Source organism: Streptomyces sp. NPDC047971, assembly GCF_040653355.1.
In the GTDB taxonomy this organism is placed as follows: domain Bacteria; phylum Actinomycetota; class Actinomycetes; order Streptomycetales; family Streptomycetaceae; genus Streptomyces.
This window is the reverse complement of sequence record NZ_JBEZNW010000015.1, coordinates 37,803-50,493: the sequence shown is the minus strand read 5'-3', so window position 1 is coordinate 50,493 and position 12,691 is coordinate 37,803. Positions and strand designations below refer to the sequence as shown.

12 protein-coding genes are annotated in these 12,691 nt (G+C 69.5%); 7 read left to right on the top strand and 5 right to left on the bottom strand.

The features are described from left to right. Positions 1-127: 127 nt before the first annotated feature. The 3 genes from AB0D99_RS16570 to AB0D99_RS16560 all read left to right on the top strand — a co-directional run bounded on the left by AB0D99_RS16570 (position 128) and on the right by AB0D99_RS16560 (position 2,853). On the top strand, positions 128-922 hold the full coding sequence (locus AB0D99_RS16570; protein ID WP_362361598.1) for a hypothetical protein: 795 nt from the start codon (positions 128-130) through the stop codon (positions 920-922). A 243-nt stretch (positions 923-1,165) separates the two neighbouring features. Then, positions 1,166-1,648 carry a hypothetical protein gene (locus tag AB0D99_RS16565; RefSeq protein ID WP_362361595.1) on the top strand — a complete coding sequence of 161 codons (483 nt, stop codon included), beginning with the start codon at positions 1,166-1,168 and terminating at the stop codon, positions 1,646-1,648. Between the two features lie 887 nt (positions 1,649-2,535). Continuing rightward, positions 2,536-2,853, top strand: a complete 318-nt coding sequence (locus AB0D99_RS16560; protein ID WP_362361592.1) for an Imm51 family immunity protein — start codon at positions 2,536-2,538, stop codon at positions 2,851-2,853. Positions 2,854-2,965: 112 nt separating this feature from the next. Here AB0D99_RS16560 and AB0D99_RS16555 read toward each other — a convergent pair whose 3' ends face one another. Continuing rightward, positions 2,966-3,433, bottom strand: coding sequence for a S26 family signal peptidase (locus AB0D99_RS16555; RefSeq protein WP_362361589.1), 468 nt, complete (start codon positions 3,431-3,433; stop codon positions 2,966-2,968). A gap of 81 nt (positions 3,434-3,514) precedes the next feature. Then, positions 3,515-4,084 (bottom strand): dienelactone hydrolase family protein, encoded by a 570-nt coding sequence (locus tag AB0D99_RS16550; protein WP_362361586.1) that lies wholly within the window; start codon positions 4,082-4,084, stop codon positions 3,515-3,517. Between the two features lie 395 nt (positions 4,085-4,479). Here AB0D99_RS16550 and AB0D99_RS16545 point away from each other — a divergent pair, with 395 nt between their 5' ends. After that, positions 4,480-5,058: a hypothetical protein gene (locus AB0D99_RS16545; protein WP_362361583.1), complete on the top strand. Its 579-nt coding sequence runs from the start codon at positions 4,480-4,482 to the stop codon at positions 5,056-5,058. A 278-nt stretch (positions 5,059-5,336) separates the two neighbouring features. Then, entirely contained in the window at positions 5,337-5,774 is a 438-nt protein-coding gene (locus AB0D99_RS16540; protein WP_362361580.1) for an MscL family protein, read from the top strand. Positions 5,775-5,804: 30 nt separating this feature from the next. Here AB0D99_RS16540 and AB0D99_RS16535 read toward each other — a convergent pair whose 3' ends face one another. After that, entirely contained in the window at positions 5,805-6,674 is an 870-nt protein-coding gene (locus AB0D99_RS16535; RefSeq protein WP_362361577.1) for a hypothetical protein, read from the bottom strand. A 122-nt stretch (positions 6,675-6,796) separates the two neighbouring features. Between AB0D99_RS16535 and AB0D99_RS16530 the strand changes: the two genes are divergently transcribed. Then, positions 6,797-7,345, top strand: coding sequence for a GNAT family N-acetyltransferase (locus AB0D99_RS16530; protein ID WP_362361574.1), 549 nt, complete (start codon positions 6,797-6,799; stop codon positions 7,343-7,345). Between the two features lie 154 nt (positions 7,346-7,499). Next, entirely contained in the window at positions 7,500-8,486 is a 987-nt protein-coding gene (locus tag AB0D99_RS16525; RefSeq protein WP_362361571.1) for a glutathione S-transferase C-terminal domain-containing protein, read from the top strand. A 244-nt stretch (positions 8,487-8,730) separates the two neighbouring features. Here the strand turns inward: AB0D99_RS16525 and AB0D99_RS16520 are convergent, their stop codons facing one another. After that, positions 8,731-11,526: a hypothetical protein gene (locus tag AB0D99_RS16520; RefSeq protein ID WP_362361568.1), complete on the bottom strand. Its 2,796-nt coding sequence runs from the start codon at positions 11,524-11,526 to the stop codon at positions 8,731-8,733. Beyond that, on the bottom strand, positions 11,523-12,644 hold the full coding sequence (locus AB0D99_RS16515; RefSeq protein ID WP_362361565.1) for an AAA family ATPase: 1,122 nt from the start codon (positions 12,642-12,644) through the stop codon (positions 11,523-11,525). The genes AB0D99_RS16520 and AB0D99_RS16515 overlap by 4 nt, the downstream gene beginning before the upstream one ends. Positions 12,645-12,691 lie beyond the last annotated feature (47 nt).

Sequence of the window (12,691 nt, the reverse complement as noted above, 5' to 3'; positions counted from 1 at the left end):
CCCGGCCGCCGCACAGGGCCGGGCTGTCGGCTGGGTGTGCTGGGGGTCACACGTGGGCCGATGCAACTTCCCTGCTCTCCCGGTGGTCGTGGCTACGCCAGGTCGTGATCGTGAGAGTGGGAACCGTATGACCTCTGTCCGGAGGGTTCGGATCGCGTCGCTGATGTGCGCCGCTGTTGTTGTCTCGGGCGTTACCGGCTGCGTCAAGAGCGAAGGTGCAGTCGGCGAGCCGGGGAGCAGTGCGAGCGCGTTCCCCGCGGACGCCTTCGCCGGCCTGACCGCACAGCAGATCGACCGAAAGGCTCGCGACGCCACCAGCGGTGCCGCGTCGCTCCGGATCGCGGGCACGTTCACCACCAACGCCAAGAGCATCGAGTTCGATCTGGCGGTGACCAGGGCCGGGACCTGCAAGGGCTCGTTCAATGACGGAACCGGCATCCTGCAAGTGCGCAAGACCAGTGAGACCGCCGTCTACATCCAGGCCGAGGAGGCGTTCTGGCGGGCAGCGCTGGCCAGCAGGTCGAAAGAGTTCAGTCCCGTGCAGCGGGACACCGTCGCGGAAAGGCTCGGGGGTCATTGGGTGAAGGCCGACCGGGCCATGGCGCGAACCCTCGGCGGCGGTCTGTGCAACCTCGACAAGCTGATGAAGCCGCTCCTGGACGGTGGCACCGGCAACCCCGTCAGGGTCGCCGACAGCAGCGTGGACGGCAAACCGGCTGCCGTGCTGACAGAGCGGGGCAAGGGGGGAACGTCCATCCTCAACGTGGCCAAGGAAGGCAAGCCGTATGTGCTCACGTGGGAATCAGTCGGCGGAGCCACCTCGGGCAAGCTCACGATGGGCGAATACGAGAAGCCAGTCGTGGTGACCCCGCCGCCTGCCAGTGAGATCGTCACCCCGCCGAAGCCCCGCCCCGGCTCCTGAGCCCGCCAAGTGTTCCGCGCGAGTGCCGGGCAGCCGTTCTCGGGCTCCCCCGCATGAGGGCTGGGTCGGCCTTGCGTTCGTAGCGGCGGCTGAGTCGGCGCCAGCGCGAGCCTGGCCATGGTGCGTTCGATCGTCTGTCTTTGCCAGCCGTTTGGACATCCGGGCCCGAGTTGCGAGCTGAGTGACTAAGACATCGCTTCTTGCGGCGTTTCCGCGCTAGGGGCCATGCCGGATACTGCTGTGGTGCTGTTGACGTGGATTGCTGAGGTGGCAGACGAGCCGCTGGTGCTGGAGCCGACTGACCGTCGGGCGGAGTGGGAGACCAACACTTGGTGGCTGAGCGCGGAGGACGAGGACAGGAAGTCGTTGTCCGTCACCGCGGTGGTGGCTGCCTTCGAGCGGACTGCCTCAGCCATCCAGGTCCGTATCCGTGAACTGGGCTTTCATGGGGTGGCGACGTTCTACGTGTGGCATGACGAGCAGGCCGGTCAGCTCCGGTGCTCCACGGGATCGGTGCCTGTGGAGGCATTGTCGTTCGGCGGCGCCTACGAGCTCTGCGACGGCCTCGGGCCAGTCATCGAAGGGTTCCTGACCTGCAGCGCTCCGGGCGCCATAGGCTGGCCGGTCCTGGAAGACGTGCAGAGCCACTCGGAGCAGACTGCGGCCGAGCCAGCGACAGTGCCCATTCGGGTCTGGGCTTGCAGAGTTGGAGCAGCTTCACGCTGACCGGTCCTGCGTGTCTGCACGGACGAGTCGGCGGTGGCAGATGACGGCTGCGGAACTACCCGCAAAGGTGAGGAAGTGCTCGGCCTTGTGTTCGTGTTGCCGGTGCAGGCCGCGGCATGGGCTGCCCAGGTCGGCCTTCACCGGCCGCCCGGGGAGGGTTGCACCACTCGCTCGTTGGTTGTCGTGGACGCGGAATCCCTGACTCTCCTGGAACCTTCGTTTCTCCGAGAACAGCTCGTATTCCGTAGCCAACTGATGCCAGGTGATGTTCGCCTTTGCCACTCGACCTGGATCGTCCAGGCCGACGGTGTGGTCCCGCCGGCCCTCGTCGGGATGGCATGACGTCACCATTCCTGCGAGGTAGGGTGGAATCCGGTCGAGCGTTTGAGCCCGAGGAACCGCAGGCCACACTCCAATATCGCGTGGTGGAAGAACTCGCTGTCCACTGCGGCTCCTTTGTTTTTTTACAGGCATCGGGGAACGTGTCAATGAGCTTGTCGCAGTTATGCCCGGCTCCCTTCTGGTTTCCCTGAGGGTTTGACCGTTCTCGGCGAACCGCTGGTCTCTGAAGTATGCGGCCGACGGGCAGTCCTTCCGGCACGACGCATCCCCTCAGGTGGCGCACAGTCTGCAGGCGGCCCGGCTCGACCTGGGCGTTCCTGTGCCTTCTCGAGTCGCTCGACTCATCCGCGTACAAGGATGGGCCGCCGCGCTGTGCCTGCGACCAGTGGCCCGTGCAGAGCCCGCAGGAGACGTACGTGGCGAACACAGCACCTTGTCGAGTGGCCGGACGCCTCCTAGTGCTGCGGCCGGAATGGTTCACCGGGTTCGGGAGCGGTGAGGGGATGGACGAACGGTGCGTGAGCTGGGCGTGAGAGGATCGCGTCGTGACCCTCCACCTGCATGACTTCGATGGCGAGTACTCGTTGACGTTCGATGCCGGTGGACTGGCTGCCGATGCCGCGATAGCCGCCACTGGGCACGAGCCGAACGGGTACTTCTGGGAAGGTCTCGTGCGATTTGCTTGGCCGGACCTTGCCGAGCGCCTCGATTTCGACAGTGAGGCTGGCATGTTCTGCGCGGTCGGCGTTTTGAGCGACCTCACGCGGCTCAAGACGGCCGTCGAATCCGTCATCTCGAACCCTGAGGAAGTCCGCGACATCATTGCCCGTGCGGGGACTTCGGGCTTCGATTTCGACGATTAGTGCTGCGACATCGCCCGGTGGGCGGGTCAGGCCGCGGCCGACTGTGGCCTGCCACCCCAGCGGAGACCTCGTCCTCGCCGAAGGCATCGCCCACACCTACATCAAATCCGCATCACCGTACCTCAACGGCACCTTCGAACGCGCACACCGGCATGACGCCGAGGAGTCCTGCCGAATGCTCGACGCCGTCGTCATCGATGACACCCCAGCCTTCGACGACGGGGTCGGCTCGCCGCGAGGCAGCGGGAGTCTTGCCCGCGATTCCCGACCGGGGGACGCCGTCGACCGCCACGCACAAGCCAAAGACACGATCGTGGCTGGTCCAGCCGTTGACGTGTCCGCGGTTGTTGCTGCTCTGGCCCGCTTCCTGGCGAGGTCGACGGACGACACCATTGCAGGTATACCGTCCCCGAGACGTGGGCGAGGACGATGTCTCGACCTCCAGCTTCGAGGGGGCGACCGGGGCGACGACCACCTGCTGCCGGCTGCGTATCAGCGGGACCATGGAGGAGCCGCTGGGCCGGGACGTCACGGTGACCCCGCCGGCAACCCTGCTTGCCACTGCGTCCCATGCGCCCATCCCATGATGGTGTCGGCTTCCCCGGCGCCACCCCACCGATTTTCTTCTCCGTGCTCCACCCGCGAGGCGACCGACATCGCCCTACCGGGAGCCGAGGAAGTCGATCGCTCGTTGGGTCAGGAGCTTGGCGGCGTCCGGGTCGTGGGACGGCAGCGAACCGTCCGCGAACAGGTGCTGGTCTCCGGGATACAGGAACATCTCCGCGTCGGGGCACGCGGCGACGAGTGCGCGGGCGGCGTCGATGTCCTCGGTGAAGAACGGATCCGACTCCTTTGCGTGGATCTGTACCGGCACACCGTCGGGCCATGCCGCACCGAACTCTGACACGGGGATGCAGGCGTGGAACAGCAGCGCCCCCAAGGCGCCCGCCCGTGTCTGGGCCAGCTTCTGGGCCGGCAGCACACCGAGCGAGAAGCCCGCGTACACGGCTTCCCGAGGCAGGGGCTCGGCCGCGCGGACGCCGCGCTCGATGATCTCGCCGAAACCGGTGCGCCCGACGTAGTCCATGCCGTCCTCGAGCGAGTCGAAGGTGTGCCCCTCGAAGAGATCGGGCGTGTGGACGGTGTGGCCGGCCGCGCGGAGTTCGTCGGCGAACGCGACGACTCCGGGAGTCAACCCCTGCGAGTGATGGAACAGTACGACCTCGGTCATGCCCGAACTCCCCTATCTGCCCGTAGCGAATGATCCGGAACTCTAGAACGATCGAGATGTGTCGAACAATGCCCGTCTCCCGGACCGCGGCCTCGCCGACGCCACGGAAGCGACGGCATCGGTGCGGCTCCGCGCGCCGGGCGATCGGTTGCGCGACGCCGCCCTCGAACTCCTCCTCGAACGCGCCGTGATGGTCAGCGAACCGACCTCGGGGTCGACCGTCCGCAGCGCACGGTCGCGCCCCACGGGGGCGTCCTGGTGGGCGCCCCCATGGTGCACGTCGTACGGACCCGCCGCGTTCGGGCCGTCCGCGTTTAGGCGGCAGTGATCGTTTGCTATAGCGTGTCCGCGTCAAAAGGCGCGCTCGCCTCACACGTACTCACGGGGTTTCCCACATGACCTTTCCGCCGCAGCAGGGCCCTGGCCCGTACGGCCAGCCTGCTCCGTACGCACAGCAGCCACCGCAGGGACACCCGCCCCAGCCGGGGTACGGCTACCAGCAGCAGCCGTACCCGCAACAGCCGTACCCACAGCAGCAGTACGCGCCTCAACAGCCCTACCCGCCCCAGCAGCAGATGCCGATGCAGCCACCGCCGCCTCAGCAGCCGCAGTGGTCGGCGCCGCCGCCGTCCCGGAGCGGGGGGATCGGCATCATGAAGATCCTCAAGGGCATCGGTGTGGTGATCGTCCTCATCGTGTGCGTGGTGGCCTACTTCGCTAGCCAGGACGACGCCGACCACGCGGAGGCCGGAGACTGCCTCAAGAACGCCGGGTCCACGGTCTCTCCGGACCTGGAGGTCGTCGAGTGCGGCGCCACCGAGGCCACGTACAAGGTGGTCGAGGTGATCCCCGACACGCTGGACACCACCCAGTGCGAGGGCAAGTCGGACCTCGGCTACCACGAGCAGACCCGCGGTGGTCGACGCAGCTCGGGCAAGCAGTTCGTGCTCTGCCTCGACGAGCTCAAGAAGTAGCCGAGCCCGCGAACGCCTCGGCCGGATGTCGCGTTCGAGGGCCTGGACGGAGCGGTGGGCTTAGCGATCGGGTCCCTTCGACCTGATCGCCGAGCCCACCGCTCCGTCGTGTCGCCCCGGGCCCGCCGGCCCGGGGCACTCGGGGTCAGGGCGGCCGCGAGGCGCGGCGAGCGCGCCGGTAGCCGCCGTCCGGGTGCTTCCCGCTGTGGCGCACCGCTCCGGAGCCGAGCGGGACTTAGCGTGCTGAGCACTCCTGTCTCCGGAAAGAGAGAAGAAACGTGCTCAAGGGCTTCAAGAACTTCCTCATGCGCGGCGATGTCATCGTGATCGCCGTCGGTCTGGTCATCGCGCTGGCCTTCTCCACTCTGATCAAGGCGTTCACCGACTACGTCATCAACCCGATCGTCGCGCGATTCCAGGGCGGCAGCTCGGACGGGCTGGGCTGGCAGCTGGGGGACGAGGGGAACTCCGCGACGTACCTCGACATCGGGCAGTTCATCTCGGCCCTCATCTACTTCCTCATCTTCGTGGCGGTCGTGTACTTCCTGATCGTCGTCCCCTACAAGCACTATCAGGCTCGCCGCGGTGTCACCGTCTTCGGTGAGCCGGGGCCGGTCAAGACCTGCCCCGCGTGCCTGTCCGAGGACATCCCCGAGGCGGCGACCAGGTGCCGGTACTGCACCACCCAACTGCCGCCCACGGGCGCACCCGCCTGACCACCCCGATCAGAACCGACGCCCCGGGAATCACTCCCGACCGGCTCCCTCCGCCCGACCGGCTCCCTCCGTCCGCTCGTGCGGCCGGCAGGCGGAGCACACGCCGACGTCGAGCGGCAGCCGGTAGGCGTCCGGCGAGGGCGGCGCGGCCTTCTGGGCGCCGCTCAGGGGAGACTCCCACGTGGGGTCGTGCCGGGACCGTCGCTCCAGATGGGCGAGCAGGTGCTCCGCGGCCGTGGCGGCCGTATCCCCCGGTGAGCCGACCGCGGTCAGGGCGGCGGTGAGCGTCTCCGTCGCCGCGTCCGGCAGGCCGGGGTCGGCGAGGAGGGGAAGGAGCAGGAGGAGACGGGCGGCCGTGTCCCGGACGCCCACGTCCGCGGCGGACGGGTTGTCGGCGAGGTGGACCAGTTCGTGCCAGGACAGTCCCGTCCCCGAGAAGTCCTGCTCCCAACTGGCGATCCGGCGGACGCCGCTGCCGTCGGGACGGGTGAGGAGGTAGTCGGTGCCGTACGCGCCGTCCAGGTTGCGGTAGATCACCACGGCCCCGGGACCATGGTCGGCCGGCACCCGGAACACCGGCCACCGCTCGGGAGCGAAGAGGGCCTCGGACATGGCATCGGCATCGGCGCCGTCATCGCCGAACCACTCCGGGCTCGGCTGCTCGGTGCATGACCCGTCACCGCACATCACCAGCAGGTGGTTGGACCAGAAGCCCGGCCGGGCCACCCATGGTTCGCCGGCCACCAGAGGGCTGCCGTCGTATCCCTGGATCGCGGTCACGGGTTCCCGGCGTGGCTCGGCGTCGGCCGCCATGATCAACTCCGTACCCACTCGGTCGGAATCGAGCGGTACCCGCCGTACCGCTTCCACCCTGTCGGCGCCCGAGGCGTCAGTCGTCATGCGCGGATTCTCGCGTGTCACCTCTCACCGGCCGTGATCGGGGTGCTCGACGGCGGGCGCCGATCGCGCCGAATGCGCCGAAGCCTGATGACCGCGGCCCGCGCGGGACCTAACGTGGGCCCATGATCATGATGCCGTCACGGGTCGCACTGGACCCGCTCACCCTTTCCGATCAGGACGAGTTCTGCGCGCTCGTGCAGGCCAGCTCAGAGCTGCACCGGCCCTATTCACAGCTGCCCGCGACCGCGGAGGCGTTCCGGGCATGGATGCGTCGCTTCGACGACGGAACGAACCTCGGGTTCCTGATCCGTGTCCGGGAGACCGGCGTGGCCGCCGGCATGGTCAACATCAACTCGATCATCCGGGGCCGCTACCAGGGCGCGTCCCTCGGCTACGCGGCCTTCGCCCCGTCCGCCGGCGGCGGATACATGACCGAAGGGATCGCCGCCACGCTGCGGTACGCCTTCACGGAACTGCGCCTGCACCGGCTGGAGGCCAACATCCAGCCCGGGAACAAGAGATCCCTGGCCCTCGTCCAGCGGCTCGGCTTCCGGTACGAAGGCAATTCTCCCGCCTACCTCTTCATCGACGGGGACTGGCGGGACCACGAACGCTGGGCCATCACCGCACCGGCCCCCTGGACTCCCGACCCCTCCCTCCCCGAGGTCTGAGCCGCCCGGCGGAGCCCGGAGAGCCACGCTCTGAAGACGCCCCCGACGCCGGGCAGGATCTCGGGAGCTCCGGACCCGCGCCCGAGAGTCCCCGAAAGGGGCGGAGGTCGTCCGTACCGCCACCGAGAGGGCCGCGCATGGCTAGGCTCGACACATGGCTGGTGACGGTGAGTTCAAGCGGGACAAGAACTACATCACGACGCGGATCACGGCCGACGGCCGCGACGGCTACCCCGTGGAGCCCGGGCGCTACCGCCTGATCATCGCCCGGGCCTGCCCCTGGGCGAATCGGGCGGCCATCGTCCGGCGTCTCATGGGACTCGAGGACGCGCTGTCGCTGGGTGTCGCCGGGCCGCTGCACGACGAGCGGAGCTGGTCGTTCCATCTGGACCCGGGCGGCAAGGACCCGGTCCTGGGGATCGAACGGCTGCAGGAGGCGTTCTTCGCCCGCCGGCCCGACTATCCGCGAGGCATCACGGTGCCCGCGATCGTCGAGGTCTCGACGGGGCAGGTGGTGACCAACGACTTCGTCCAGATGACACTCGACCTGGGGCAGGAGTGGGCGGCCCACCAGCGGGACGGCGCGCCGGACCTCTACCCGGAGAAGTGGCGCGACGAGATCGACGACGTGGCGGACAAGGTCTTCCAGGACGTGAACGACGGTGTCTACAAATGTGGCTTCGCCGGCTCGCAGGAGGCGTACGACACGGCTTACCGGCGGCTGTGGGAGCGCATGGACTGGCTGGAGCGGCGCCTGGAGAGCCGGCGCTACCTGGTGGGCGACACCCTCACCGAGGCCGACGTCCGACTCTTTCCCACCCTGGTCCGGTTCGACGCCGTCTACCACGGCCACTTCAAATGCAACCGGCAGAAGCTGACCGAGCTGCCGGCGCTGTGGGCCTACGCGCGCGACCTGTACCAGACGCCCGGATTCGGCGACACGATCGACTTCGAGCAGACCAAGGAGCATTACTACGGGGTGCACCGCACCATCAATCCGACCGGGATCGTCCCCCGGGGCCCGGACACGAGCGGCTGGCTCACCGCGCACGGCAGGGAGGCGCTCGGCGGGCGGCCGTTCGGGGACGGCACGCCTCCCGGTCCGCCACCACCGTCCGAGCGGGTGCCCTCGATCACCTGAACCGAGCGTCGGTGAACGTCCGCCGGCCCGTATGGGCGGCCCTCCGCCGGCACGGACTGCCCGTCGGCCCATACGGGTGGCCTTCACAGGCACGGGAGACGACGAACGGCCTCGTCGCCGCGGCCGCCGTGTGGCCCGGCGAGTCGCGGGGCGGCCGATCATGCGGGTGTGCCCGCGCAGGAGCCCCCCGCCGGGTGCACCGGCAAGCAGCGGCTCCTGCGCGCTCCGCGACGGACGACGGGCCTCAGATCCGGGCCAACAGCACCCCCACCGCCTCCGCCGTGGCGGGGTGCCGACCCACCAGTGCCACACCGGACGGCGCCGTCGTGGCAGGCTCCCAGGAGCCCTCGCAGCCGAGCAGTGCGGCGACCGCGTCGCAGGACGCCGGATGGGCGTCGAGCAGGATCGCGCGGCTCCCGGCCCCCGGGCCCGACGTCGCACGGGTACGGATCGGGTGCGGCGTCTCCCGCCACGGCGGGACCCAGCGGTCCAGCTCGCCGAGGCGCGAGGGGAAGATCCGTCCGGCCTCGCGGATGAGGAGCGGGGCCAGTTCGGCTCCGCTGGAGCGCAGGGTGGTGATCAGGGTCGGCAGCCAGGGCAGGAGCACCGGGTCGGGCAGCCGCCCGAAGGCGTTCGACACCGCCTCCACGACGAAGTCGGTGAGACCGGGCGCCGGCTCCAGGGCATGCAGGAGACCGCTGAGGTAGCGCGGGTACGTCGGCAGGGCGAGGGGGTTGTCGAGCAGGTCGTCGCACCGCTCCCTGAGCTCGCTCCGCGTCATGGTCCCGAGCTGGGTCTGCGCGGCCCACAGCAGCGCGGTCTTCGCCGGGTCCTCCGGGTGCGACTGCGCGACCGCGAGCTCGAGCTGGGTACGGTCGCAGCCGAGCGACAGCGCCAGGGACTCCATGCTGAACAGGAAGCCCAGCATCGCCGCCACCTGCCGGACTCCCGCGTCCTCGTCCGCGAACGCGGTCGGCAGCAGCGTGCAGTAGTGCGCGTACCCCGTCTTCACGAACGATTCGATCCACCCGGGCAGCACCGGCTCGCTCGTCCGGTAGTACGCGAGGAGCCGGCGTACGCGGCGAAGCACCTCCGGCGCCCCGTCGACGCTCCGCTCGGCCGCCAGCACCTCCAGGGCGCGCGTGCCCAGCTCGTCGGCGAGGCGACGGCTGCGCAGATGGAGTGTGGCGTCCTCGACGGCCTGGAGGACGGTCGCGGCGGTGGCCTGCGGTCCGTAGGCCGCGCGGCGCAGCCGCTGCTCCAGGACCTGTTCGATGCTGACGCCCTCGTAGCCGAGCTCGATGAGGGCGCGCTGGTGGGTGCCGAGGGCGAGGTCCCAGGACTCCTGGATCGGACGCTCCCCGAGGGTCCGCTCGCCCATGATCGGACGGGCGGCGCCGTGCGGCATCAGGTACCGCAGCATCCAGAGCACGTCGGAGCAGCGCTCCAGCTCGGGGCGGCCGGCGATGTCCAGCAGCGCCCGCTTCACGCCTCGCGCTTCGAGTTTCAGCCCCAGCGGTGCGAGCCGGTCGTGGACGTCGCGCGCGAGGGGCGGCAGGGCTTCGTAGCCGACCTGCCCGATCCGGTCCCCGCCCATCATGATCTCCACGAGCCGGCGCACGTCGCGCCGCCCGGGGACGGTGTCCTTCTCGATGCAGGTGACGGCCGCGTCCTGGAAGTCGTACGGGGTGGGCTTGGCCCGGTCCCGCATTCCGGCGAGCAGGATCGACGTCTCGAAGACCGCGATGGCGTCGGCGGTGGAGGCGAGATAGCCGTTGCGGCGGGCGGCCCGCACGATCTCCACGGACCAGCCGAGCAGTTCGGTCTCGTCCAGCCGGTCCAGGACCGGCGGCTGCCGAAGGAACCCGGTGAGCATGTCCGCCGGCTCGGCCTGCGTCACGGCCGCCACGGCCGCGGTCTTCTTCGGCCGCGTCTTCTTCGCGCCCGCCTGCCCCACCAGCCGGTAGGGCTCGACGCGGGTGCGCTTGAGGTTCTTCGCCCACACCGTCGCCGCGATCGACACCGAGCCCGCGGCCAGCCCGAACTGTGCCTCGATCGCCGCGTGGCTCGACGGGATCAGGCCGTACTGCCAGGTGGTGCCGGTGCGGGGGCTGATCTCGAAGGTGTCGTCGCCCTCCACACCGAACTCCGCCACACGGCTGGCGGCGTGGAAGGCTCCGCAGACGTAGAGGCAGTCCGCCGGGTCCGTGCCGGTCGCGCTCAGGTGTTCGCGCATCCGCGTCCACATGTACCGCTCGCGGTCCTCGTCGACCCGTACCCGCTCCGCGTCCCCGGGGGCCAGGCGACGGAAGAGGCTTCCGATCAGGAACATGGCCTGGCGGTACGTGTCGTGGTCGCTGTCGCCCAGGGGCAGTTCGACGTACTGGTGCCACCACTCCGACCAGTGCCGCACCCGGCCGTGCCGCAGCAGGTGCTCCTCGAGCTCGGCGAACCGCGGCCGCAGGTCGCCGATCTCCACGCCCACGGCGTCGCCGTGCAGCGCAGCCTCCTCCTCGGCCGCCGGCGCGTCCGCGTCGCCCGTCTCCGTGCCCTGCTGGCGGGAGTTCCACTGGAAGACGTGGTCCGAGGAGCGGTCGACGAGGACGAGTTCCACCCCCGGGGTGTCCAGCGCGTACGCGATCGCCTGGTACTCGGCGGACGCCTCGGTGATCGGGGCGACCACCGAGAGCGGCGCCCACTCCTCCGGGAAGCCGTCGAGCCGGGACGCGAACGCCTGGACCGCGACGGGGAGCCGGCAGTTGCGCAGTTCGGTGAGCAGGGGCGCCATGTCCTCGCACAGCTCCAGGTACACGACCTTCGGCTGCTTCTCGCGCAGCCGGCGTGCCATCGCGAGCGCGGAGGCGGGGGAGTGGTGGCAGACCGGGAAGATCTCCAGCGGCTCGCGCGCGGCGCGGTCGACGTCGTCCACGAGGCCGAGGAGTATGCCCTCCAGTGCCGTCGGCCCGTCGGAGAACTCGGCTGCCGCCTGCTGGAGCTGGACGCGAAGGGCCTCGAAGGTCCCTTCCTGGCGGCCGCTCACGAGAGGGTCGCGATCGCGTCACGGCCGCCGTCGAGGAACTCCGGCCACAAGCCGCCCTCCTCCTTGCCGCGGGGCTCGACCACCCCGTGCAGGTACTTGTTCAGGATCGCCAGGTCCTCGGGCTCGCGCCGGACCAGGGAGCCGACGAGGGAGGAGGCGAGGGTGCGGGCGGTGAGGGAGCGCTCGCCGAAGAAGTTGGAGTGCAGGATGGCGTCCTCCAGGACTCCGATCTGCTCGGCGGTCGACAGCGCGGACTCCAGCTTCTCGTCGTCGCTGGTGGCGGCGGTCGCCGAGGCGCGGAGATCGGCGAAGCTCTGCAGCAGCACGTCCAGCAGGTTCGGCGGGACGTCCAGTTCGATCTGGTGGCGGCGCAGGAGTTCCTCGGTGCGGAAGCGGACGATCTCCGTCTCGCTCTGCTTGTTCGTCACGACCGGGATGCGGACGAAGTTGAAGCGCCGCTTCAGCGCGGAGGAGAGGTCGTTGACGCCCCGGTCCCGGCTGTTGGCGGTGGCGATGACGGAGAAGCCGGGCTTGGCGAAGACGATGTTCTCGCCGTCGGCGCTGTCGAGTTCCGGGACCGAGATGTACTTCTCGGACAGGATCGAGATGAGGGCGTCCTGCACGTCGCTGGTGGAGCGGGTGAGCTCCTCGAAGCGGCCGATGGTCCCGGTCTCCATCGCGGTCATGATCGGCGAGGGGATCATCGACTCGCGGGACTGGCCCTTGGCGATGACCATGGACACGTTCCAGGAGTACTTGATGTGGTCCTCGGTGGTGCCGGCCGTGCCCTGGACGACCTGGGTGGAGTTGCGGCTGATCGCGGCGGACAGCAGCTCGGCGAGCCAGCTCTTGCCCGTGCCGGGGTCGCCGATGAGGAGGAGACCGCGGTCGGAGGCGAGCGTGACGATGGAGCGCTCGACGAAGCTCCGGTCGCCGAACCACTTCTGCGCGATCTCACGGTCGAGGCCGTCGGCCCGCTCGGAACCGAGGATGAACAACCGGACCATCTTCGGGGACAGACGCCAGGAGAACGGCTTGGGGTTGTCGTCGATCGACTCCAGCCACTCCAGCTCCTCGGCGTACTTGATCTCGGCGGGGGCGCGCAGCAGGTCGGACATGTTCGGTGCCTTTCGTACGGTTCTGGGGCGGCGCGGGGCCGCGGGTC